Below are 23,395 nucleotides of genomic sequence, written 5' to 3'. Positions count from 1 at the left end.
GTGTTAATACTCCTGCGGGTTTTCGTTTTCCAATTCCATTTCCTGTTCTGTATCCTTTGCTGAATAATCGGGATATAGTGCCTCTATAGACGGTTCAGGCTTTGCTTCTTCCATTCCCCCGAAAAGGCTCGGTGCAGAAAACTTGTCAGACAATGCTGTTTTACGTCTGCGTATCTCATCAGCCTTGTCGGGAAACTCTGCCATCTCGGGAACTTTTATCCATGCTTCACGGAATCTGCCTTCTTTTTCAAGTTCGTCCGCCTTTGCCATTGCGTCCTTAAACTTCTTGTCTTTGGTTTCCTGTTCTTTCTTATGCCTGTCTTGTTTTTCTTTCTCCATTGCCGATTGCTTTTTGGCTTGTTCCAATTGCTTCATAAAGCCTTCCATATCTATCATCAAGCCTGATGCGGTCTGTATAGGTGTGGTTATCTTCTCAAAAAAACCGTTGTCAAGTTCTTCGGCTGTTCCCCGAAGATTAAGGGGTGGTATAATATTCTTTGCAGTATCTGCGCACCCCTCATTTTGGAGCATTATCGATACTATAATCTTATTTTCTGCCCCTTTTGCTATTGTCAGTTGTAGGTTACCTGTGAAATTCAACTGTGTTATCTGATTGAAAAAATTTGTGCTCATCGTTGTAAGGTTTTAAAGTGTTGTTTAATCGTTTTTTTTTTTAGACTATCTGCGGTCAACGAATGACTCAATTTTCAAGCCTGCCTTTCTGTTTTCCCAATAGACATATTCAAGGGCTCTTTTCTTGATTCTGAACTTTGCACCGTTTACGTTCCAACGCACTTTTATCCTGCGGATAGTTGACGGTGTTCTGAATGCGTCATAGGTAATTCCCGTAATTTCTTTTTCTTTTACCATCTTAACAACTTTGATATATACTCCGTTTTTTTCTACATCGGGATAATGTGTGGAGAGTAAAAGGCTGTTATTGCTGTCCAAAATTTCAAAGCGGACAAAATCTTTGTCATTCAATATAATACTGAACAGTTCTAATAAGTTGAAATTCCAATTTAACATTAGGCGTTCCTCGTAATTTTTGTATGTTATAATTCCGATATTCATAACTGTTGTTTTTATAGGCTACCACCATTTAAGGCAGTAGCCTGTGGTTTCTTAATTAAGATGCAGGATTTCCGAACCGTCCGTTGCAAATGAGGTACATAGTTCAAAAGCTTTTTGGGACTTTAGCTGTGCCGTACCACCCAATACAATACTCTGTAGTTTGGCTTCATCATTCTTGTAACTGCGTACATTCTGATAGTAGCCTGTCACTGCGTTGTAAGCTCCAAACAAAGTGCCTTTGGTGGTCTCCATCTGCTGGGTATCACTCATCATCGCATAGGAAAAAGCATCGTCAACTGTATTTTTGAAAACGGTAGAAATTTCATCTTCCGCACCTTTTCGGATTAGGTCAAGGGTTTCCTTGTTCGGGCAGAGTGCCAATTCAATAAGCTTTCTTATCTCTCGGTCTGTTACCTTTACCTTTGCCCACTCATTAAAAATGCCCTCTAATTGACTGCTGAGTGTGTTTGCCAATCCCATAATCTTGTGGGCATTCTCGATACGCTGTTTTGCACCCGAAGTATGTTTGATACGCACTACATTGGTCATCGAACGTAGTGAAGCATTAAGGGTGTTTTGGCATACAATTCGAATAGGTGTAAATGCTGCTGTGATACTTCCACTGCCATCGTGCGAGGTGGTCAGGAAAATGTAACGCTCCGTTACATCATCACCATTGCCTACACGGATATAATCGGGCAGTTTGGCTGTGATAAATATGCGTTCTCCATTGCCCAATGCCCCTGCGGTTTCATAGAGAATTCCCTGCTCACCGCCTACAATGGCATCGAAAAAATTGAAGGCTTCACGGTTCTGCACGATATGATAGTCTTTACCTACCACGCCTAATACAGCATTATTATCCGTACGGATATTGGCAAAATAATTGGATACTTGCAATTCGTTACTGCCTATTTCAATACCGTTAGAGGTCTCAATAATGCCAGAACCTTTGGTAAACAGCGGGGATTTTACTACCTCATAATCCAATCCTGCGTGTTTGATTGCCTGCTCGCTTGTCGGGTACTCTGAAACAATCTGCCCCAAACCGTGCCACGCTTTTTGCTGAACACTGAAAAATGAATACTTGCCTGTTTCCTCGTTGAAATTGATATTATGTGCCATGATAAAATGATTTAAAAATTGATAATTGTTTGAATACTTCTTAATTAAAACGGGAGGTCGTTCTCCGGCTTGTCATTACTTGTTCCTGTGGTAGCCTGTACCGTTTCCGATTTTTTACCGCCCCCGTGCAGTTTGATCTGTGAGGTGTTGAAATTAAGTCCTGCCCTTGCTTCCCCGTTACTGCCTGTCCACGCCCTTGCACTTACCCTGCCTGTGAGTTCCACAATGGAACCCTTAGTGAGTATCTTGGCAACCTTGGAGCTAATCCAGTAAGCGCAGTCAAAATACGTTGTCTGCTCTACTTGTTCGCCCGCTTTGTTTCGGTAGCTGTCGTTGATGGCTACTGAGAAGTTTACTACCTGTCTGCTGTTTGACACATTGCGTACCTGCGCATCTGATGTCACTCTTCCAATAATGTTCATAATCGTTTTTTTTAGTGTTGTACAGTCTTTTTTTTCTTCATCCGCCTGCCTCAAAAAATATTTATCCAAAAGAAAAAACGGAAAAAAAGAAAGCAACAAAAAGGTATGGACATTGCGGAAGGCCAAAAGGAAACGGAATAATTGGAGGGGTACCCTTTAGGGGAGGAAACCGTTTATGCCGTAGTCTTTTGGCGGGGGATGCGGCGGGTGTCCATAATACCTTAGCTGCCTTTTTATCCTTTTTCGTATTGGAAAGTGTTCTGGTATGTGGTTTCTATTTTTATTATCCGCATCAATACATCAATAACAAAACACTGGTGCAGGTGACTCAGCCGGACAAATAGTTCCATGAAAAGACACTGCTGTAAGGTGTGGTCAGTTCTGATGTACTTTTAAATTCTAATAATCAGATTAAAAAAGAGGCAGATGATGAATGATAGTGTAACAAAGGATGACTTGAGGCAATTTGGATTGCTCCTGTTAAATGATATTCGTAAGATGATAGATGAGAGTCAAACGAGTGAGAAAGAATCCCTGGATCCTGAATGGCTCAAAAGCCGGGTGGTAAGGAAATTGATGGATATGTCTGCGGGCTCACTGCAAAATTTGAGGGTGACAGGAAAAGTAAGGTTTAAAAAAGTATTGGGTTCCTATTATTATAATAAGACCGACCTGAAAAAGCTGTTTGGCGAAGAATGACAATCATGGACTTAGGAGAATTATTGGATTATTTAACTGTCATTGAGAATGACTGCAGACTGAATGTATGGCATTTTGCCCTATTGAGTGCTATTCTGTATTTAGGATACCGTCAAGGACAAAAAAAATCTATAAGTGTTAGCAGAAGCAAAATTATGGCCTTATCGCATATCCATACTTTACCCACATACCACAAGTATTTTAAGCAATTGCAGGAAATGGGATATATCAGATATGTACCATCTTATCATCCTGGTTATAGAAGTAAAATTGATTTACTGATAAAACTATAAAATTGCGTTTGTAATATGTCCAAAATCACTAAAAGATAATTTGTGTTCTGGATAAAGAGATCAGATCCCCACTAGCAGAATGAGCTAAAAAAGCAACAATAAATGTCAACGCAAATCCGAAATGGACAAATGATTTTATTTTATCTGAAATTTCTAAAAGGATTCACAGTTATGCGACGAACCTGCTAGAAAGCGGCACCTATTTACGGTATATAGAGAAACTATTAAGTGATAACAGCAGCAAAACAACGAAATACCCACCAATTTGAGTATACAAAACTTACAATAAATTAAAAGGGCGTTTGAATATTTGTAAAAAATTATTTATACATTCGTATCCCAATTTTTAATGCATTTGTCACACATATCTAACCTATGAGGTGACTTTGTGTGATTCTATAACACATATAAATAAGTTATGTGCCATAATTACAAAAAACGGAAAGACTATCAACTTAGAAAAATAATTGACCGTTTTTAAAACAAAAGCACAAAATTCCAATATAATAAACAAAAGAAAAAATATTATGACTGTAGAATCACATTTTGAAAATCATAAATCAATTATTGAAACGGAACTGAAACTGGCTAAAAAAAGCGTCTTAATTGCTGTAGCTTGGATTAACTTCAGAGAATACTTTGAGATTTTCAAAGAAGTATTAAAAAATAATGCAAAACTTAAAATTGTTTGTACCGATAATTGGCAAAACCGTTCACATCAGTTCTACATAGATGCATTAGTGAAATTAGGTGCAGAAATTAGACTTTTGAAAATGCATAGAAATACGAACCATATGCACCATAAATTTTCAATAATTGACAATGAAACAATTTTAAATGGTTCATTTAACTGGTCACCAAATGCTACAAGTAGTTTTGAAAATATTTTAGTTCTCAAAAATTTTCCAGAAGAAATAACAAAATTTATTAATGAGTTTGATAAACTTTTAAGTATTGAGGCAAAAACTATTCGAGTACTCCAAAAAATAAAAAGATGCTCTGACAAACATTGTAAAGGAGAAATTTTCAATATTTTAGTATTTAGCGAAAATAATCAATACTATGAAGTCTTTGGAGATATCATTGAAGTTTGTAATGATTGTGAAAATTTTAAAACTTTGGAAAATTGTGTTTCAGATACTCAAATTGAACATATGCTAAATGCTTATCAAGATTCTAATGATGATTATGAGACATATCTTATTGATCGTGACATTAATAAATTACTTAACTCATATGTTAAAAGCCCTATAACAATTCACGCGATTGGACGTGTAAATTCTGGACTTGACTATAGTCAAAAAGACTATGAAGAAACAAATATTATTTGGAAAAATAAATTTGTTGGTAATAGGTTACGTGACAAATTTGAATCCACAACGTTTGATGTTTTATATGACAACTGAAAAAATTACGGCACATAACATACGCTACAACGTTATGCGGGAGTTGCGCCTAAATTAAGCAGATAATTCCGATTTGAAAATAAACATTTGTTTCAACAGGAATTTTACAAACAGAAGCGTGAAAATAGTAATTTCCAACAGAAGTGTAAAAAGCAGAAACTTGAAGTTAGTAAACCTTTGATCAAAAATCAAGAAATTCCAATGAGAAAGCAACATAAAATAGTATTGTCAATAATGTTTTTATTGTTTTATTTAAACTTGTTTGCTCACGGTTGGGATTATTTTGAACCAGATGATGGAAATGGTAGTGCAATATGTAAACATTGTTCTTCAAATGAATTCATTCTCACTGCAATTATTTTTTTAACCCTTTTTCTAATTAGCATACATATCAGAAAAATTGGTTCGAAAAAATTAAAATTATTAAGCAATTTAATAATATTTTCAAGTTTAATTTATATCATCTTAATTAGTAAATATCCAATTATTGACGTTATTCTAATGGCTTTAGGATTCTTTTTCTTTTTTGGATTAATTATAATTTTACTATTTTTCGCGTATATCATATTAACTTTAATTTATAAACTAATCATAAAAGCAATAAAGTTTTCTACAGATTCAGACTTGAGTTAAGTAATGTTGGCTAAAAAAAGTTTGGTAGCTGAAACGTGAAAAACAGAAGCGTGAAAAATTTGCAGTTTAATATTAATTTCGACAAAACACCCCCCATAACATACGCTACAAGGAATGTTATCGCAGAAAACAAATAACCTCTTTTTACTAAACATCATAAATATTTATGGCATCAAAAAAATACAAACCATCCGAATATATTGACCAAATACTTATTCCTGGAATAGAAAAAATTAAAGAAGTTGAACCTTTTTATTGCTTTTCAGTTATTTCTTGTACAATAGAATTTTTAGGAAGCTTTTATGATAATGTTAGTTTTGGAGATTATGAACCTGAACTTCCATATAAGAGATTCAAAAAAGGTTTAGAATTATTTGAAAATACTAAATACCAAAGTGTCATCAGAGACATATATTATGGAATGAGATGTGGATTTGCACATTCTGGTAGACCTTCTGAAAAAATTGCTCTAACTACTCAAGCTGAAATAAAAAATGGAGATGAACATCTTAAAAACATTGGAAGCAAAGAACCTAACTCGTGTACATTGTTTGTACTTGAAACTTTTATTGAAGATTTTAAAAAGGCTTGTGAAGTATTAAAAAAAGACATAACAAATTCTGAAAAAGTAGATTCATCAAAAGCAAAGAAAACATACACAACTACAATCTCAAATGTGAATGGAATGTATTCAGGCGGAACTTTTTCTCAAGAAGTACATATAAAGAATAAATAAACTGATATAAAAACACTGCTGGTAACCGTCGTTTGGCAATATGGCGAGATTTAGATTAATTTGAAAATGGTTTTGTACTTGGAAAATTAATCATTAACCGAAATATTTGGCTTACTTAATCGCCACATCGCCAAGCGACCAAACGTTAACGGTCAGCATAAAAAATTCGACAGATATAAAGACAATTAAAACACTGAAACAAATGAGAAAATTATTCTTTGTAACAATTATTACTTTGACGACAATTTCTGCTTTTGCACAAAGTACATCTGACACACCAACTCAAAATATTTCTACAGATAGTGATGTTGGGTATAGGCTATTCGCAACAAAAAATATGTATACATTTATTAAAATGAATACAAAAAATGGACAAATGTGGCAAGTTCAATGGTCTGCAAAAGGTAATGAGTCTGAAACTCCGATATCCTTAATAACCCGAGTTACAAAAGAAGATGAGAAGAATGGAAGATTTTTTCTTTATCCGACAACAAACATATATAATTTCATTTTGCTTGACCAAATTGATGGACGTGTATGGCAAGTTCAATGGTCAGCTGAGCCCAAAGACAGAATTGTTCTAACAATAAATTAAAATTTATTATGTTGTCATTAGATTTTCAAACAAGAAAAAAGTTCTTAAAAAATGATAGTAAATAAAATGCCGAACCGCTGAGCCACTACAACGGATTTGGGCATTTGGCTTAATGGAAAGTTGGTTTTATATTTGGAACATTTTGCAAATCCGAAAATAGAGATTAATTTAGTCCCAAACTGCTTGTAGCGCGAGAACGTCAGGCTGTTAAAAGAACCTCTTCAAATTTAGAAAGTATTAGTACGGCTACCAAAGAAAAAACTCAAATATGAAATTCTCATGAGGTTGATTTTAGTTTTTTCACAGACCGACGTTAGCGTATACTTTGTAAAAAAAAAATCGTAAATAAAAGAAAATCAGCTATATATGATGAAAGTAAATATATTAATAAGGATTTTTGTTTTTGCGTTGATGTGTTTAATTTTAATTGGTTGCAAACAATTGAATAATGAACCAAATCTGGAAGAAGCACTTTCCGATTTGACGAATAATTTTCCGCAATTCAGAAAAGGTAAATCAAAGCAAATAGAATATTATAAACTCGTTAGAAGTGTTACTTATGGAGAAAATGAATTTAAACTTCAACTCCGTTCTGAACCTGATAGTGTGAATGACCCACAAAAAATTTTAGTATTAATTAATTCACGGAACCAATGTTGTGCTATTCCCTTTTTATCAAATACATATAGAGATTATTGGGGTTTTAAAAACGAAAAAACAATTCCAAACGTAAAAAAGATTAAAACTAATTTCAATCAAGAATTTATTCAGGCTTTGAATACATTAAAATTAAATGACACATTAGGAACAGGTCGTAAAGTAATTTCTGAAATGATGTTTTCTTTATTAAATTGTACAATTGTTACAGAAAATGATAGCACAGAAGTGCTGAGTGGTTATTCAAATGAAAATCACGACCTTGAAAACGAATTGTTTGACCCTATAACAAGAATAAGATTTAGAAAAAATTATCAAAAACTATCAAAAGATTGGCATAAATATGAATGTTGTCCAGATTATAATTCTTATTATGATATCAAAAATTATAGAATTTATCAAATTATAAATGACGAAGGCTATTATAATAAACCATTAAAATTAGTAATAAAATGTTATAGACAAAATGCTGTTTTTAACAATATCTCACTATAAAAATAAAAAACATTCGCTACAAGCAATTTGGGTTTAGGCTTAATTAATTCGCCACATCGCCAAGCGACCAAACGTTAGGGCGCAAATTCGAAGCAAATGAAAACCCTCTGAAAAACAAATACATACATAATGAATTTAACTGAAAAAGATCGCCAAGAATTACTTAAAGCAATGCTTTTATTAGAGAATCCTGGCATAGCAGCCAAAATAACTAACTTAATCGGTACACCAATCGAAAAAGGATTAGCAATGCTTCCAGAAAGCTGGAACGAAAAAATTGGAGATATTACTCAAACAGCACTTCTAAAATCTGCAGATGCAGCAATATTCACAATGAAAGACAATCCAAATGAAGAGTCTTCTAATTGGTGGCATAAACTAGGAGTTGCTGTAAGTGGAGGTGTCGGAGGTTTTTTTGGTTTACCTGCTTTAGTTATCGAGTTACCAGTTTCCACAACTATTATGTTAAGATCAATTGCCGATATTGCAAGATCAGAAGGAGAATCTATAAATGACCCTCGAACAAAATTAGCGTGTTTAGAAGTCTTTGCTTTAGGAGGTAAAAGTAAATCTGATAATGCAACAGAAAGTGGTTACTTTGTAGTTAGAGCAGCCTTAGCAAAATCAGTTGCTGAAGCGGTCGAGTTTATTGCAACTAAAACACTTGCGGAAGAAGGTGCACCTGCCTTAATAAGATTCATAGTCAAAATCGCTGAAAGATTCAGTATTCAAGTCACTGAAAAAGTTGCTGCTCAAGCAATCCCTGCAATTGGTGCTGCTGGTGGAGCAATTGTTAATACTATATTTATTGATCATTTTCAAGATATGGCAAAAGGTCATTTTGTCGTAAGAAGATTAGAAAAAATATATGGAAAAGAGATAATAAAGACAACATACGAAGAAATGTTAAAAGTAGAAATGGCGTAATAGAATCAGCGCCTAACAGTAATTTTAATTGGGTTTGCACTTGGAAAATAGTCTATAACGGAAAGATTTAGGCTTACTTAATCCGCTAGAAATGGGATATTTAAAATATATGCCTTCCTATCATCTCGGATGCAAAAGTAAAATTGATTTACTGATTCTACCATAAAATTTCACTGCAATTTTTATATTGACATTTTTTCCATAATAAATAAGTTATAAGCAGAATAATAAAATACATTTTCGAATAAAAAGGTATTTTTACTGGTGGGTATATTTATAATTTTTCATAATTTTCAACATTTATTTCTTTGTTGAAAACTTTGTACTCAAAACCAATTTGCAAATTTTAATATCGAAGAAATTCTGTAGAGAATTTATATTATTTGTAAAATACAAACCATACCTCCCTAAGATGATCCCTAAAGAATTTATTGAAAGCCTTTATGAAATACGCTCTAACTTCAATCATGACTCACATGCAAAGACAATAACTAAATTACTAGATATTGTTTCGGCAGATATTTATTCCGAAAGCCAACGCTTTTTTTATGAACTTATACAAAATGCAGATGATTCTGCCTCGTTAAGCGAAAATGCTGTATATATAGATTTTCGGGATAATGCTCTTATTGTGTCTCACGATGGGGATGCTTTCTCAGAGAATGATATTGATTCAGTTACTGATGCAGGAGCAAGTACAAAAACATCTAAAAAAGCTACAACAGGGTATAAAGGAATTGGATTTAAATCTGTATTTGGTAAATCTCGTCGCGTAAGTATTTTTTCAGAGGGCTATCAGTTTAGGTTTGACAAAGCTGCAATCAAGGAAGGTTATCCCTGGCAGACTATCCCAATTTGGACAGAATTAAGTGACTTACCTCTTAATTTGCAAGAAGTAGTCTCAACTCTAAAACATTCGGTGATAACAATCATTGAGATGGATAAGGCTGCTGAACTAAAAGCTTCCTTGTTAGAGTTGCTTGGCGATGGACGTATTTTGCTTTTTCTCCGACGAGTAAATAGAATAGTAATTTCCTTGAATGGCGAAGTGGTTGATGTTTTGACAAAATCAGTCGTAGCACAAACTCAATTGTCAAAAAAAGTAATTTTACTTAAAAACACTGAAAATCTTAGTACTTGGTTAGTTCGTACCTTCTCCGATATTCCTGTACCGTCCAGTGTTTCTGAACTCCTTATAAAAGATGAAAAAGTTCCAGAAAAACTTAGATCAGCCACACATTCTGAAATTACGTTTGCCGCCGTTTTAAATGATGATCAAATAGATACTCCTTCAAAAGATCAAAGGTTGATTTATACATTTCTTCCAACAAAAGTTAAAGAATATGAATTACCATATCTTGTAAATGGCAATTTTCTAACAAATGCGCCGCGTGAATCTATACATCAGGACAATCCTTGGAATATATGGCTATTTGAAACAATAGCTCATCTCAACCTTTTATGGTTAGAGGAGCTAGCAAAGACATCTTATAAACTTCAGGTTTTAAAATTGCTTCCTAATAAATTCAGTGTCGGAACAAATGAATTAAAAAATGCTTTTAACCATGGCTTCAATTTATCTGCCAAGAAGCGAAAAATTTTAACGGCATTCAATGGCGATACTCTTACTTCTGATGAAACACTTTTCGATAAAACGTCATTATCAGAACAAACCTTTATAGAAAAAAGCGTAATCACAAGGTATCTTGAAAACGAAAAAAAAATAATTTTCAAGGATAATTGCTTTCTTCACCCACAAATGGAGCAAAAAAGTAAATTGTCTCAATTAGATGTAGTTGAGTTTTCTTTGGATAACATCACTGATTTTTTTGAATCAAAAGATTTCGTAGATAGTCATAAAATTCATGAAAATTTTGAACTAATTAAATTTTTGAAAGTAAAATCCGATCAGGATCATACCGGTGTCCTCTTAGACGAACTTAGAGGTTTGTCTTTTATATTTGATCAGGATCATATCTTACGTAACCCTAAAGATGGGGTTTGTTTTCCAGCAGGGGATGGTGTTCACCGTTTTGAGATGGGAGATGTGCCTGTCATTGCACCTGAAATTTTCCAACTTATTCAACAAGATACTGCAATCTATGATTGGTTCTTACACATAGGAACTCAAAATCCATCAGAAAGCGCCTATATCAATAATATTATTCTTCCTCAATTAAATGATGATACGTTTGTTACAACAGAGAACTATTTAAAAATAACAGCTTACTTAGTTAAGATGTACAAAAAAGGTATTTTGAACTCTGATATGTTAGCGCGACTGCGGGTACTTAAAATCAAAACAAAGGAAAATGAAGTTTCTTTCGAGCAAGCTCAAAAATGTTATCTTTCAAATGCCTATAGTCCTGCTATTGATTTAGAATCAATTATACCGTTGTGTTTTATTTCAGAAGACTATTTAGAGATAGGGGTTTCTTCTAGTGACTTGCATACATTCTTTAAAGCATTGAGTGTAAAAGATAAGATTGAGATTGAAACAATTACATCAAATTGCAGTATTTCGAGCATAGAAGAAATCACAAGCGTCGAATGGGTCGCAATCACTAGAAGATCTGGTGAAGAAGCAGCGCGCAGAATTAATGGTTTTGGGTTCGAAAGGTCTAATTTAATCTATGGAGTTAAGATCCCATCATTCTTGCATTTAACTGCTAGTAATTACGAGTATAGCAAAATTTTTTGGAAGTATATGCTGGATAACTCAAATGCTGCTCGGGAGCTTACTGGAAATGCATCATTTTATTATGGCACCGGAAATGGCAAGCACAGATATCAGGAGCCTGTAAAAAATTATTTTGGATACTTTGTTGAAAATAATGCCTGCCTGCCAACTTCCTTGGGAACCTTAGGATATTCTAAAGATGTTTATTTATGCCTGAAAGAAATTAACGATATTGCAGGAGAATATTTTCCCGTTTTAGAATATGATGACAATATTACTGGTGACTGGAATGTTTTTTTTAATTTTAAAAATAAACTTGAAATTGAAGATTACCTTGTGATACTCGATAAGATTGCTGAAAAAGGTGATAAACCATCTAAGAAAGATATAAAAATTATTGGCAAGATCTACAATAAATTAGTGAACCTTCTACCGGATTTAGCGAGTGATAAAAAGGATATAATTAGGGAATGGGGGAAAACCGCACACCTATTAGCAACTACTGAGATTCATGAGCCCATAACAGAATTGAAACGAATAACCAAAGATGGGTTTTCGCAAGTTTCTGGCTTGAAATTAATTTACATCCCAGTCAATTGTGAAAAAGAAGATCTCAATGAATTAATGGATTTATTTGGGGTATTAACTATACGAGAGTTTATTCCTGAATATGATAATCTGTCAAATGAGAGTACTTTGAAAGAAAGATTTGAAGTAATTTTACCGTATTTGGCTGCGGTTGCCCAAAAGAAAAGCCTTGAAGAAACTAATGAATTTGAGAGGCTTTATGCACTGCTAGATCATCTGTCATTTGGGACGGCAGACGCTATATACTTATCATTCAGAGATGGGGAAGATATTATTACTGGTCCAATGATTAAGGTTTTTCGTGAACGGGACAAAATTTCCTTTCAGGGAAAATGGAAAAGCGAGAGAATCCTTTTAGAGCTAATACAAGAACTAAAGATGTTCTTAAAATTCCCAGGCACCAATGAGGAATTTCGTTTCCTGTTATTAGAGCCTGATTTTCGTGAAATTGAAATTTGGCTGAAGGAAAATGATATTGATTTGGCTAAACTAAAAAGTGTTCAAAAATTCAGAAAATTGGAGATATTTGCTCCTTTAATTTTAGATGGTCAACAAAGTGATGAAGAGATTATATTCGCGACCAGAGCTCCTGCTGTAGAGGTATTTGATGATGTAAATGAATTTGTGCCAACATATAATCCAGGTCATTTTGATTTTTCAAAAATTTTTATTGAGAATAAAGGAACCTACACTGATCAAATCGTGGATGAAGCTGTCTATACAGAAATGTCAGACGAATCAGCTCGTAAAGGACATGGAAAATGGGCGGAAGAATTTGTTGAAGGGCTGTTGATTCAAAAATATCCAACAGCAAATATAACTTGGATGAATAAAGAAATTGAAAGCTATAAACCTTATGATTTTGTATTAGAACAGGATGGCGTTATATCATTTATTGATGTAAAAGGGACACCGTCTTTAACCAAAGATCTAGTTTATCTATCTTCTAAGGAGTGGGAATTTATGATGAGTAAAGGTGAACTATATTCTCTTTATCGGGTATACGGTACAGATAGTCCACAGCCAACCGTAAAAGTGGTAGCTAATCCTGCTACAGCAATTAAGGAGGGACAATTAGTACCATATAAGCCTTGTTTGGAAATTTAGTTATAATCTACCATAGAAATGATAAAACACAGGAACTACAAAAATCCCACTAATTTGTGGGATTTTTATATAACACATTTAAGATATTCAAAAAAAAAAATTAGTAACCACTTTTTCCGCTGATAGCAAATTTTTTCTTTAAATCTAGAATTTCATTTTCAAGTTTTTCCAAAATTAATAAACCATTGTCGGAGTCGAAGGATGCTTTTTTATTTAGTTTATTTCTCAATTCAATCATCTGTCGACCAACTGTCTGTTGCTCGGTTATTGCATATTCTTCCGTTTGTTGTACCGATTTATGACCGAGCATTTCTTTTACAATGTGAATCGGTACATCATTAGCAAGTGTAACAGTACTTCCAAAAGTCCGTCTTGCTTTATGAGTATTTAATACAGAAGTAATGCCACATAGATCAGCAATCTCTTTTAGATAAGCATTCATTTTCTGATTTGATTTTACAGGAAGAACAGTCCCTCTACTAAGACAAAGTGGATGATCTTTGTATTTCTTTATAATTTCAAGAGCTTTCGGCAGCAATGGAATGTTTGTTTCTGATTCTGTTTTTTGACGGTCAGACATAATCCAGTATTCGCCATCAATACCGATTTTAATATCTTCTTTCTGAAGTTGAAATGCATCAATGTATGCAAGACCAGTATAACATTGGAAGATAAAAACATCGCGTATAACGGTTAATCTTGGAGTAGAAAAAATATGGTTCTCAATCTTATGCAACTCTACTGCTGTGAGTGGTTTTTTCTTAGTTTTTGTCTTTTTACCAGTAAATTTTTTGAAAGGATCTTCCTTAATAATTTCTTTGTCAATTGCTCGTCTTACAATTTTTCTAAAATTTGTAATGTACTTTAACGCAGTGTTGTTATTGCAGTTCTTAACGGTTTTGAGATAAAATTCATAATCTTTTATAAATTCGTAATTTAAATCCCTGAATTCCATATCTTCCAAGTTGAATTTAAATAATAGAAATTCTTTTACATGTTTTTTAGATATTTCAAAACGTTCATGTGTTCCAATAGCATATTCTCCCTTGCCTACAAGAGCTAGTAATTCGTCATTATGCTTTAGGAATTCCTCAATGACTTTTACTTTTGGGGCTATTCTTCCCATAATAAAGTCTATTATTTTTTGAGATGTAATCGAACTTTCCGCATAAAGTAAATCATTTCTGTATTGATTAACTTTAGTCTCAATTGTAGTAAGAAAAAAATTAGTGGTCTTGGCATCTTCTTTTGTACCTACTGCTCTTTCGGCTTTTTGATCCCATCTGTTAATATCCCATTTACGTTTAGTGGAAGTTTCTTTAGGGATTCCATCAACGATAACTCTTAGGTAAATATACCTGAGATTGTTCTTTTTACGTGGAGCCTTCAAAAAGAAGGTTAATCCAAAACTGCTTTCTAACATAATTCAACAATTTTAATTAGTAAATGTCGAACTATAGCGTCTTAAAATCAAGTCGTTAAGGTGTTTTACATGTTGATAATCAGTTGTTTAAGCTTTATTTTATGGCACATTTTTTTAAAATTTAAAAGTGCCATAAAAATGCCATGTAATTTTGAGCGTTTTTGAAAATTTTGGAGGAAACAGGTAGAAATAAAAAAAACTGCAAATCCGAAATTTGCAGGTTTTTAGTAAGATTGTGGAACTTTATAATATCATTCCTAAAATAGGTGGTGGGCGATGAGGGGTTCGAACCCCCGACCCCCTCGGTGTAAACGAGGTGCTCTGAACCAGCTGAGCTAATCGCCCTATTTTACTAGGTTGCTATCGTTTGTGATTGCGAGTGCAAATATACGCTTGTTTTCGAGTCCTGCAAAGAAAAAAGAATAAAAAATAAAACTTTTTTAAAAATAACTCATATCTATTTGTTTATGAATTTGTTATTAAAATGAATTTTTTAAAGTTTTTTCTAGATCAAAAGTATATTTTAGTTCAAAGGCAATTCAGCAACGACAAAAGTGCTTCCGCCAACATAAATAAAATCATTTTCTGAAGCATTTTTCTTCGCTTCCGCGAAAGCGATGGCAACAGAATCGTATTTTTCCCCAATCAAATCGTGTTTTTTTGCTTCACTTTGTAAAGTTTCGGCTGGTAAAGCTCGTGACGAATCTGGATTGCAGAAATAATATTGCGCTTCTTTTGGAAAAAGTGGCAAAATAGAATCTAAATCTTTATCATTAACCACTCCTAAAACAATATGAAGTTTCTCGTATTTTTCATTCTTCAGCTGATTCATTACAACCGATAATCCGTGTTTGTTATGCGCCGTGTCGCAAATAATTTTCGGGCTTTCTCCCAATTGCTGCCATCTTCCTTGTAAACCCGTATTTTTTACAACATGCAATAAACCTTCTTTCAACTGTTCGATCGAAATTTTAAAATCGGTTTCATTATTCAAAATAGAAATTGTCTGTTGAACCGTTTTTTTATTATGAAATTGATAATCGCCAATCAAGTCAGACAAATAAATCTGATCAATTAAATCAGATGCGAAAGAAATCGGCGCATTGTTTGCTTCGGCTTTTGCTAGAAATACAGGTTTGGTCTCATCTGTATATTCGCCAATAACAACAGGAACGTTCGGTTTAATAATTCCCGCTTTTTCGCCCGCGATTGCTTCCAACGTATTTCCTAAAAACTGAGTATGATCTAAACCAATATTGGTAATTACCGAAACCAAAGGCGTAATAATATTAGTAGCATCCAATCTTCCGCCAAGACCAACTTCGATAATCGCAATATCTACTTTTTCTGCAGCAAAATAATCAAAAGCCAATCCAACCGACATTTCGAAGAAACTCATATCATTTGCTTCAAAAAAATCTTTGTGTTTTGCGATGAATTCAATCACGAATGCCTCAGAGATTTCTTTACCGTTTATTTTTATTCTTTCTCTAAAATCTTTCAAGTGCGGAGAAGTGTATAATCCGACTTTATAACCTGCTTCTTGTAAAACAGACGAAAGCATATGTGAGGTAGAACCTTTTCCGTTTGTTCCTGCAACGTGAATACATTTTAAATCGTTTTGCGGATTATCAAGATGAGCCGCCAACAATTTAATATTCGTTAAATCTTCTTTATAAGCCGAAGCACCTTGCAATTGGTACATTGGAAGTTGATTAAACATCCAATTGGTGGTCTCTTGATAGTTCATTTGTTTAGATAAAATGGTTGTTGATTGAAATAAATTTCGATTTTTGTAGTTTAATATTACAGCGAAAATTATCTTTATTGCAAATTTCAAATATTTTTTAGAATTAATTATTAAAAACCAGAATTAATATATGTTTAGTTTTATTCAGTTACAAACAGATACAATCGCAAATGCTTCAAATGTAGTGATCGAGAAGATTGCAGCGCCGCAAAATGAAATTTCAATGTTTGGTTTCATCATGAAAGGAGGAGTGTTCCTAATTCCAATCGCGATTTTATTGTTTTATACTATCTACCTGATTTTTGAACGTTATATGTACATTAGCCGTGCTTCTAGAATTGATAGTAGATTAATGCAGGATATTGGTGAGAAATTGCATTCTGGAAATATTGAATTAGCAAGAACAATTGTAGAAAGAAATAATACCGCAGCTGGAAATATTTTGAAAGAGGGAGTTTTAGTAATTGGAAGACCAATTGCCGAAATCGAATCCAATATGGATCGCGCTGCCGATATCGAGATTGGCGAAATGGAAAGACATTTAGGTCATCTTGGACTTATTGCTGGTATTGCGCCAACGCTTGGTTTTATCGGAACGATTTCTGGAGTTATCAAAATTTTCTACAGCATTTCGGTTACCGAAAATATTAGTATTGGAAACATTTCTGGAGGTTTATATGAGAAAATGATCAGTTCTGGTTCTGGATTAATTGTGGGTATTATTGCCTATAGTGCGTACCACTTATTAAACGGAAAGATTGATAATTTTGCTTTAAAAATTCAGAAACAGATTTTAGAATTTGTCAATATAATTCAAAGAGCATAAGCCATGTCTATTAAAAGAAAAAGAAGATTTCATGCCGAAGTTGCGACTTCATCTTTGAGCGACATTATGTTTTTCCTGCTGTTGTTTTTCTTAATTATCTCAACACTGGCAAATCCGAATGTGATTAAGATGACATTGCCAAAAGCTAAAGCGAATGAAAAGACCAATAAACAATTAATTAGTTTATCGGTTACCGAAGATAAAAAGTTCTACATTGACAAACAGGAAGTCGATTTTGAAAATCTAGAAACTAGTTTAATGTCAAAAATAGGAACAGACAAAGAACAAACCGTTGTTGTTCGAATTCCGTTTAATCTGCAAGTTCAAGATTTAGTAGACGTTTTACAGATAGGAGTGAAGAACAATTTGAAATTTGTAATTGCCACGAGTCCAAAATAAGAATAATTATTTGGGCGTGACCAAAATAAAGAAAATGGGCTAATCAGCATACGTTGATTAGCCCATTTTTTTATTCTGGTCGGGCTATCCGCGCTACTTCGGTAGCTAGCTCCTATCCCTCACGCGAGCAAACGTGATCTAGGTCATTAAGAGGAACGAAGCAATATATTAATAGTGTACTTCACAGTTTTGTCATTTCGACGAAGGAGACTAGACGAAAAGAAAAGGCTTTCAGATTTTCTGAAAGCCTTTTTTATAAGATAAGATTTTAGTGTAAATCCGTGAAATTCGTGTTTTAATCCAAACTAAAATTATAAATAATTTTTCCCACTTGTTTTGCTGCAGCATTTGCATCTGCCGACCATTTTGTATTTAATGCTGCAATTTTAGCTTGTTCTAACAAACAGCTTGCTGTATTGGTCGTTCCTTTTACTCCTGGAGTTGCGCTTATTGTTTTTCCGTTTTGGTCAACTGTAACTTCTACAACTACTTTTCCTTCTTCATTGCAAGTATATTTAGGAGCTGGCTTAGACAATGCTTTTCTTCCGTTTAGATTATAACCTGAACCTCCACCAGAACCTCCACCACTTCCAGCTCCGTAACCGCTTCCAGTACCAATGCCGTTTCCAGTTCCGTTACCGCCTCCAGTTCCTCCGCCAGAACCTCCAGAGCCATAATATCCGTTAGAATTTAAACTTCCGTTTGCTTTTCCTTTATTTCCAGCTGCTTTATCGTCTCCGTCACCACCTTTATTGGAACCTTTCATAATGCTTGCTAGTGCATCGTTTGTTGAATTAGAAACTTTTGGTTTTTCAGGAACAGGTTTCTGTACAGGTTTTTCAACAGGAACCGGTTTCTTTGGTTTCTCTTTTGTCGGAATTACAACATCATTATCGGCAGTTGTATTCTCTTGACTAATTATAGCTTCTTCTTCAGGAGTTGCTTTTGCGGGCGCTTGTTTTACATTGTTTTTTACATCTAGAACTTCGCTCTTATAATTGGCTCCAGAACCTAAATCGCTATCTCCAAAATTTACCGTTACGCCTCCGCCGCCACCTCCGCCATCAGCAAGAGCTACATTGTTTTCAGGATTATAAGGAGGCCAAAAACGTATTAATAGCAGCAATGCAATAATTACTGCATATATCGCAGTGGTGAATAGTAATGATTTCTTTTGATCTGAAGAAATTGAGGAACTCATTTAGATTCTGAATTATGAAATGTATTATTTTAAAAACGTTTAAAAGTACTAAAAATTGTTTAGAATGTGCGAGAGAATTTGACCGCAAAGTTCGCAAAGATTTACGCAAAGAAACGCAAAGTTTCATTTGTCTCAAATTTGAGCAAATCTCCGATTAAGTTCGCAAAGCTAGATTTACACAAAGCTTTGCGAACTTAATATTTAGATATTGCTTCCGCTGTGAATTAAACTACCTTAGTATGCTTTGCATTAAAAAAAGACTTGTAATTATAACGCAAAGTTCGCAAAGATTTGCGCAAAGAAACGCAAAGTTTCATTTGTCTCAAGTTTGAGCAAATCTCCGATTAAGTTCGCAAAGCTAGATTTACAGAAAGCTTTGCGAACTTAATATTTAGATATTGCTTCCGTTCTGAATTAAACTACCTTAGCATGCTTTGCGTTAAAAAAAGACTTGTAATTATAACGCAAAGTTTCGTTTGTCTCAAGTTTGAGCAAGTCTCCGATTAAGTTCGCAAAGCTAGATTTACACAAAGCTTTGCGAACTTGATATTTAGATATTGCTTCCGTTCTGAATTAAAATATCTTAGCGTGCTTTGCGTTAAAAAATCTACGAGAAACAAAAAAGGACCAAATTTAAATTTGATCCTTTTAATATTATAATAGAAAAAAAACTACACTAATTGTTTCAAAGCAATTTCAAAAGCAGTTGCACTAATATTTGTTTTTGACGAATTCAAAGCGTGAGCTTTAACAATTGCATTTTTAATCGTTTCGGATGTGTCGTTAAAAATAGCTTCATCAGTCATTTGAACTTTTTTCTCCATGAAATAAGCAAAAACTCTTGCCATTCCGCAGTTTGAGATAAAGTCAGGAATTAAACTTACTTTTTGGTCTACTTGCTCCATAATAGAGCCAAAGAAAATTTCTTTGTCAGCAAAAGGAACATTTGCTCCGCATGAAATAACTTCCAATCCGTTTGCGATTAAGCTATCAATTTGTGCTTGAGTTACCAATCTAGATGCAGCGCAAGGTGTAAAAATCTCGGCACCGATTGTCCAAATTTTAGAATTGATTTCATCAAACGGAATCATATTTTCAGCAACCAATTTATTTCCGTCTTTATTTAAAAATAACGTTCTGATTTCTTCAAAAGAAAAACCATCTTCTTTAATCAGTCCGCCGTCGCGATCAATAATTCCGATTACTTTCGCTCCCATTTCAGCTAGATAAAAAGCTGCAGCAGAGCCTACGTTTCCAAAACCTTGCACAATTGCTTTTTTGCCTTTTATGTCTCCTCCGTAAGTTGCGTAAAAATGACGAACCGCTTCGGCAACGCCATAACCCGTAATCATATCGGCAACTGTATATTTTCTAGTTACGTCTGGAGAGAATTTCGGGTTTTCGATAACCTTAATTACACCTTGACGTAATTGGCCTATTCTATTAATTTTATCAGCTTCTGTTGGTTTAAAGTGTCCGTTGAAAACTCCTTCTTGCGGATGCCAAACACCACATTCTTCTGTCATTGGAATAACTTCGTGAATCTCATCAACATTCAAATCTCCTCCAGTTCCATAATAGCTTTTCAATAACGGAGAAACGGCTTTGTACCAACGCTGCAAAACACCTTTTTTGCGAGGATCGTTTGGATCAAAGTTAATTCCAGATTTAGCTCCTCCAATTGCAGGACCAGAAACTGAGAATTTAACTTCCATAGTTTTTGCCAATGACAAAACTTCATTCATGTCTAAGCCTTTTCTCATTCTTGTTCCTCCACCCGCAGCTCCTCCACGAAGTGAATTAATAACAGTCCACCCTTCGGCTTCTGTTTCAGAATCTTTCCAATTGAAAACAATTTCAGGTGCTTTGTTTTCAAATTGTTGTAATAAATCTTTCATTTTGTTGTGATATGTTTATTTTGCGTAAATGTATAAAATAGAATAATGCGAATAATGTATTTTGCATCAAATTTATAAAACAAAAAAGAAAAGCCGAAAACTATTTGGTTTTCGGCTTTTTGAATATTCAGAAAATTAAGAACTATTGTCCTAATAAATGTTTTTTCAAAGTTTCGTCAACTGGTTTGTCAGAAAGCCAGATTCCGAATAACGCTTTTTTGAAATCAAATCCAGGAATTTTTCCTTTCAAGACTTCGTTTTTAGAAACGTAAACATTTTGGTCAAAAGGGTTGTAAGCTAAAACGAATACATCTTTTTCTGTAATTGCGTCACTTAAAAAACTTTTTAGTTGTTCGATTCTAGGACGTAATTGTTCAAGATTTGCTCCTGCAGATTTTTCAAAACCTGTGTTCATTGCTTTTGTTAGTTTGTTTGAAGAAACCATAGAAGAAGTAATTTCGATTCTAACAGCCATTTCAGTGTCACTATCGATAATGAATTGCGGATCTTGAGCTAATTGAGATAAATACAATGCCTGAACATATACTTCTAGCCACATTTTTGATCTTCCGCCTGCCCCGTTTAACTGTAATGACTTGCCTTGAAATTCTATTTTTCTAGGAACTGTTACACCGTTAACTTCGATTTGAGTTTGTGCTGAAACAGTAGAAAATTGTAAGCTTAGAAGGACTATCAGTAAAAGTAAAATCTTTTTCATATTCTATCAATTTTTTATTTTTAAGGCAAAAATAATAGTAATTTATTAATATTTGGTTCATTTTCAGTATGTTTTTTTTCTGTAAAATATACATTTATTTTTTCTATTGCATTAAAAATCAAATTAGTAAGACTAGTTTTACGTAGATTTACGTGTTTTAAGAATTGTTTAAGGATTGACTGATATAAATTTGTTCAAAATGTTCATCTTTTTAATGCTTAAAAAGAAAAATAGGTTTTTAAATTTTAAAAGAATTGTTGCGAGATTAATGCTGATTTGAAGAAAAAGCTAAACAATAACGAAAACGTTATCGTAATCTTTGCTGATCTATTAATTTTATATGCGCGCATTGTAAATTACACTTTTAAAAAGTATCTTTGGAAGCCTTTGAACTGAAAAGTTTAGGAACTGAAAACAAAACAAAACATAAAAAACCATCAACTAAAATTGCTTTTGAAATTTGGTTGAAAAAACTTTAAAGAATACTACTATGGATTTTAATCTTACCGAAGAACATTTAATGATTCAGCAGGCAGCGAGAGATTTTGCTCAAAATGAATTATTGCCGGGAGTTATTGAACGTGACGAAAACCAGACTTTTCCAACTGAGCAAATCAAAAAAATGGGTGAGCTTGGATTTATGGGAATGATGGTTGATCCAAAATATGGAGGAAGCGGTTTAGACGCTATTTCTTATGTTATTGCAATGGAAGAAATCTCTAAAGTAGATGCTTCTGCATCTGTTGTAATGTCTGTAAATAATTCATTAGTTTGTTGGGGATTACAAGAATATGGTACCGAAGAGCAAAAACAAAAATATCTTCCAGGCTTGGCTTCTGGAGAAATTCACGGTGCTTTCTGTTTGAGCGAGCCAGAAGCAGGAAGTGATGCAACTTCGCAAAAAACAACTGCGGTTGACATGGGAGATCATTATTTGGTTAATGGTACAAAAAACTGGATCACAAACGGAAATACAGCATCTGTATATTTAGTAATTGCACAAACACATCCAGAATTAAAGCACAAAGGAATCAATGCTTTGATTATGACGAAAGATATGCCAGGTTTTTCAGTTGGTCCGAAAGAACAGAAAATGGGAATCCGTGGTTCTGATACGCACTCCTTAATGTTTTCTGATGTTAAAGTTCCAAAAGAAAATAGAATAGGTGAAGATGGTTTTGGATTTAAATTTGCAATGAAAACTCTTGCAGGAGGTAGAATTGGAATCGCTTCTCAAGCATTAGGAATTGCTTCTGGAGCTTACGAATTGGCCTTAAAATATTCTAAAGAGCGTAAAGCGTTTGGAACTGAAATCTGCAACCATCAGGCAATTGCTTTTAAATTGGCAGATATGGCAGTAAATATCGAAGCAGCGCGTCATTTATGTATGAAAGCAGCTTGGGATAAAGACAATCATAAAAATTACGACGTGAGCGGTGCAATGGCAAAATTATTTGCTTCTCAAGTTGCAATGGATACTTCAGTTGAAGCTGTTCAAATTCACGGAGGAAACGGGTATGTAAAAGAATACCACGTAGAGCGTTTCATGCGTGATGCTAAAATCACTCAGATTTACGAAGGAACTTCTGAAATTCAGAAAATCGTAATTTCTAGAGCAGTTATTGCGGGATAAATAATCTTAAGAATATATTTTAAACCCTTTCGGCTTTTAGTTGAAAGGGTTTTTTTATGAATATTCTATTACTTTTCATAAGTTTATACTCCAATACTATTTATTATCAA

21 protein-coding genes and 1 tRNA gene are annotated in these 23,395 nt (G+C 33.9%); 12 read left to right on the top strand and 10 right to left on the bottom strand.

What is annotated here, in order from left to right; translation table 11 throughout:
* Positions 1-3: 3 nt before the first annotated feature.
* Genes M0M44_RS02320 through M0M44_RS02305 form a run of 4 tightly spaced genes read right to left on the bottom strand, consistent with a single transcriptional unit; the run spans position 4 to position 2,621 of the window.
* Positions 4-633, bottom strand: a complete 630-nt coding sequence (locus M0M44_RS02320; RefSeq protein ID WP_248728330.1) for a PRTRC system protein E — start codon at positions 631-633, stop codon at positions 4-6.
* A 45-nt stretch (positions 634-678) separates the two neighbouring features.
* Positions 679-1,074: a hypothetical protein gene (locus tag M0M44_RS02315; RefSeq protein WP_248728329.1), complete on the bottom strand. Its 396-nt coding sequence runs from the start codon at positions 1,072-1,074 to the stop codon at positions 679-681.
* Between the two features lie 51 nt (positions 1,075-1,125).
* Positions 1,126-2,199 (bottom strand): DUF932 domain-containing protein, encoded by a 1,074-nt coding sequence (locus M0M44_RS02310; protein ID WP_248728328.1) that lies wholly within the window; start codon positions 2,197-2,199, stop codon positions 1,126-1,128.
* A 44-nt stretch (positions 2,200-2,243) separates the two neighbouring features.
* Positions 2,244-2,621, bottom strand: a complete 378-nt coding sequence (locus M0M44_RS02305; RefSeq protein ID WP_248729977.1) for a single-stranded DNA-binding protein — start codon at positions 2,619-2,621, stop codon at positions 2,244-2,246.
* A gap of 426 nt (positions 2,622-3,047) precedes the next feature.
* Here M0M44_RS02305 and M0M44_RS02300 point away from each other — a divergent pair, with 426 nt between their 5' ends.
* The 9 genes from M0M44_RS02300 (at position 3,048) to M0M44_RS02260 (ending at position 13,437) form a co-directional block, all read left to right on the top strand.
* On the top strand, positions 3,048-3,320 hold the full coding sequence (locus M0M44_RS02300; protein ID WP_248728327.1) for a DNA-binding protein: 273 nt from the start codon (positions 3,048-3,050) through the stop codon (positions 3,318-3,320).
* Between the two features lie 5 nt (positions 3,321-3,325).
* On the top strand, positions 3,326-3,613 hold the full coding sequence (locus tag M0M44_RS02295; protein ID WP_248728326.1) for a hypothetical protein: 288 nt from the start codon (positions 3,326-3,328) through the stop codon (positions 3,611-3,613).
* Between the two features lie 527 nt (positions 3,614-4,140).
* A complete protein-coding gene (locus M0M44_RS02290; protein WP_248728325.1) occupies positions 4,141-5,019 on the top strand; it encodes a phospholipase D-like domain-containing protein in 879 nt (292 codons plus the stop codon).
* 87 nt (positions 5,020-5,106) lie between these two features.
* Positions 5,107-5,652 (top strand): hypothetical protein, encoded by a 546-nt coding sequence (locus tag M0M44_RS02285; RefSeq protein WP_248728324.1) that lies wholly within the window; start codon positions 5,107-5,109, stop codon positions 5,650-5,652.
* A gap of 166 nt (positions 5,653-5,818) precedes the next feature.
* A complete protein-coding gene (locus M0M44_RS02280; protein WP_248728323.1) occupies positions 5,819-6,388 on the top strand; it encodes a hypothetical protein in 570 nt (189 codons plus the stop codon).
* Positions 6,389-6,590: 202 nt separating this feature from the next.
* On the top strand, positions 6,591-6,983 hold the full coding sequence (locus tag M0M44_RS02275) for a hypothetical protein (protein WP_248728322.1): 393 nt from the start codon (positions 6,591-6,593) through the stop codon (positions 6,981-6,983).
* Between the two features lie 366 nt (positions 6,984-7,349).
* Complete coding sequence (locus M0M44_RS02270) at positions 7,350-8,135, top strand: hypothetical protein (protein ID WP_248728321.1); 786 nt, start codon at positions 7,350-7,352, stop codon at positions 8,133-8,135.
* A gap of 129 nt (positions 8,136-8,264) precedes the next feature.
* Positions 8,265-9,062, top strand: coding sequence for an EcsC family protein (locus tag M0M44_RS02265; RefSeq protein WP_248728320.1), 798 nt, complete (start codon positions 8,265-8,267; stop codon positions 9,060-9,062).
* Between the two features lie 412 nt (positions 9,063-9,474).
* A complete protein-coding gene (locus tag M0M44_RS02260; protein ID WP_248728319.1) occupies positions 9,475-13,437 on the top strand; it encodes a protein NO VEIN domain-containing protein in 3,963 nt (1,320 codons plus the stop codon).
* A gap of 100 nt (positions 13,438-13,537) precedes the next feature.
* On the opposite strand, the gene M0M44_RS02255 is transcribed toward M0M44_RS02260, so the two are convergent.
* From M0M44_RS02255 to M0M44_RS02245, 3 genes are all read right to left on the bottom strand, one after another.
* Positions 13,538-14,860 carry a site-specific integrase gene (locus M0M44_RS02255; RefSeq protein ID WP_248728318.1) on the bottom strand — a complete coding sequence of 441 codons (1,323 nt, stop codon included), beginning with the start codon at positions 14,858-14,860 and terminating at the stop codon, positions 13,538-13,540.
* A gap of 267 nt (positions 14,861-15,127) precedes the next feature.
* A tRNA-Val gene (locus M0M44_RS02250) sits at positions 15,128-15,205 on the bottom strand.
* Positions 15,206-15,383: 178 nt separating this feature from the next.
* A complete protein-coding gene (locus tag M0M44_RS02245; protein ID WP_248728317.1) occupies positions 15,384-16,610 on the bottom strand; it encodes a bifunctional folylpolyglutamate synthase/dihydrofolate synthase in 1,227 nt (408 codons plus the stop codon).
* Between the two features lie 130 nt (positions 16,611-16,740).
* Here M0M44_RS02245 and M0M44_RS02240 point away from each other — a divergent pair, with 130 nt between their 5' ends.
* Together M0M44_RS02240 and M0M44_RS02235 are read left to right on the top strand one after the other, a co-directional pair.
* Positions 16,741-17,436, top strand: a complete 696-nt coding sequence (locus M0M44_RS02240) for a MotA/TolQ/ExbB proton channel family protein (protein ID WP_248728316.1) — start codon at positions 16,741-16,743, stop codon at positions 17,434-17,436.
* A 3-nt stretch (positions 17,437-17,439) separates the two neighbouring features.
* Positions 17,440-17,835, top strand: a complete 396-nt coding sequence (locus tag M0M44_RS02235; protein WP_008464192.1) for an ExbD/TolR family protein — start codon at positions 17,440-17,442, stop codon at positions 17,833-17,835.
* A gap of 295 nt (positions 17,836-18,130) precedes the next feature.
* Here the strand turns inward: M0M44_RS02235 and M0M44_RS02230 are convergent, their stop codons facing one another.
* The 3 genes from M0M44_RS02230 to M0M44_RS02220 all read right to left on the bottom strand — a co-directional run bounded on the left by M0M44_RS02230 (position 18,131) and on the right by M0M44_RS02220 (position 21,652).
* A complete protein-coding gene (locus M0M44_RS02230; protein WP_248728315.1) occupies positions 18,131-19,036 on the bottom strand; it encodes an energy transducer TonB in 906 nt (301 codons plus the stop codon).
* Between the two features lie 671 nt (positions 19,037-19,707).
* Positions 19,708-20,934, bottom strand: a complete 1,227-nt coding sequence (locus M0M44_RS02225; RefSeq protein ID WP_248728314.1) for a Glu/Leu/Phe/Val dehydrogenase dimerization domain-containing protein — start codon at positions 20,932-20,934, stop codon at positions 19,708-19,710.
* 142 nt (positions 20,935-21,076) lie between these two features.
* On the bottom strand, positions 21,077-21,652 hold the full coding sequence (locus M0M44_RS02220; RefSeq protein ID WP_248728313.1) for a chalcone isomerase family protein: 576 nt from the start codon (positions 21,650-21,652) through the stop codon (positions 21,077-21,079).
* Between the two features lie 490 nt (positions 21,653-22,142).
* Between M0M44_RS02220 and M0M44_RS02215 the strand changes: the two genes are divergently transcribed.
* Positions 22,143-23,285 (top strand): acyl-CoA dehydrogenase, encoded by a 1,143-nt coding sequence (locus M0M44_RS02215; RefSeq protein WP_248728312.1) that lies wholly within the window; start codon positions 22,143-22,145, stop codon positions 23,283-23,285.
* Positions 23,286-23,395: the final 110 nt, after the last annotated feature.

This window comes from Flavobacterium humidisoli, assembly GCF_023272795.1.
In the GTDB taxonomy this organism is placed as follows: domain Bacteria; phylum Bacteroidota; class Bacteroidia; order Flavobacteriales; family Flavobacteriaceae; genus Flavobacterium; species Flavobacterium humidisoli.
The sequence above is the reverse complement of the archived record's forward strand: the minus strand, read 5'-3'. Positions and strand labels throughout refer to the sequence as shown.

What these genes read in the sequence shown, in the direction of transcription:
- M0M44_RS02320 (WP_248728330.1), bottom strand. Translation starts at nt 633, where the DNA reads ATGAGCACAAATTTTTTCAATCAGATAACACAGTTGAATTTCACAGGT.
- M0M44_RS02315 (WP_248728329.1), bottom strand. Translation starts at nt 1,074, where the DNA reads ATGAATATCGGAATTATAACATACAAAAATTACGAGGAACGCCTAATG.
- M0M44_RS02310 (WP_248728328.1), bottom strand. Translation starts at nt 2,199, where the DNA reads ATGGCACATAATATCAATTTCAACGAGGAAACAGGCAAGTATTCATTT.
- M0M44_RS02305 (WP_248729977.1), bottom strand. Translation starts at nt 2,621, where the DNA reads ATGAACATTATTGGAAGAGTGACATCAGATGCGCAGGTACGCAATGTG.
- M0M44_RS02300 (WP_248728327.1), top strand. Translation starts at nt 3,048, where the DNA reads ATGATGAATGATAGTGTAACAAAGGATGACTTGAGGCAATTTGGATTG.
- M0M44_RS02295 (WP_248728326.1), top strand. Translation starts at nt 3,326, where the DNA reads ATGGACTTAGGAGAATTATTGGATTATTTAACTGTCATTGAGAATGAC.
- M0M44_RS02290 (WP_248728325.1), top strand. Translation starts at nt 4,141, where the DNA reads ATGACTGTAGAATCACATTTTGAAAATCATAAATCAATTATTGAAACG.
- M0M44_RS02280 (WP_248728323.1), top strand. Translation starts at nt 5,819, where the DNA reads ATGGCATCAAAAAAATACAAACCATCCGAATATATTGACCAAATACTT.
- M0M44_RS02275 (WP_248728322.1), top strand. Translation starts at nt 6,591, where the DNA reads ATGAGAAAATTATTCTTTGTAACAATTATTACTTTGACGACAATTTCT.
- M0M44_RS02270 (WP_248728321.1), top strand. Translation starts at nt 7,350, where the DNA reads ATGATGAAAGTAAATATATTAATAAGGATTTTTGTTTTTGCGTTGATG.
- M0M44_RS02265 (WP_248728320.1), top strand. Translation starts at nt 8,265, where the DNA reads ATGAATTTAACTGAAAAAGATCGCCAAGAATTACTTAAAGCAATGCTT.
- M0M44_RS02260 (WP_248728319.1), top strand. Translation starts at nt 9,475, where the DNA reads ATGATCCCTAAAGAATTTATTGAAAGCCTTTATGAAATACGCTCTAAC.
- M0M44_RS02255 (WP_248728318.1), bottom strand. Translation starts at nt 14,860, where the DNA reads ATGTTAGAAAGCAGTTTTGGATTAACCTTCTTTTTGAAGGCTCCACGT.
- M0M44_RS02245 (WP_248728317.1), bottom strand. Translation starts at nt 16,610, where the DNA reads ATGAACTATCAAGAGACCACCAATTGGATGTTTAATCAACTTCCAATG.
- M0M44_RS02240 (WP_248728316.1), top strand. Translation starts at nt 16,741, where the DNA reads ATGTTTAGTTTTATTCAGTTACAAACAGATACAATCGCAAATGCTTCA.
- M0M44_RS02235 (WP_008464192.1), top strand. Translation starts at nt 17,440, where the DNA reads ATGTCTATTAAAAGAAAAAGAAGATTTCATGCCGAAGTTGCGACTTCA.
- M0M44_RS02230 (WP_248728315.1), bottom strand. Translation starts at nt 19,036, where the DNA reads ATGAGTTCCTCAATTTCTTCAGATCAAAAGAAATCATTACTATTCACC.
- M0M44_RS02225 (WP_248728314.1), bottom strand. Translation starts at nt 20,934, where the DNA reads ATGAAAGATTTATTACAACAATTTGAAAACAAAGCACCTGAAATTGTT.
- M0M44_RS02220 (WP_248728313.1), bottom strand. Translation starts at nt 21,652, where the DNA reads ATGAAAAAGATTTTACTTTTACTGATAGTCCTTCTAAGCTTACAATTT.
- M0M44_RS02215 (WP_248728312.1), top strand. Translation starts at nt 22,143, where the DNA reads ATGGATTTTAATCTTACCGAAGAACATTTAATGATTCAGCAGGCAGCG.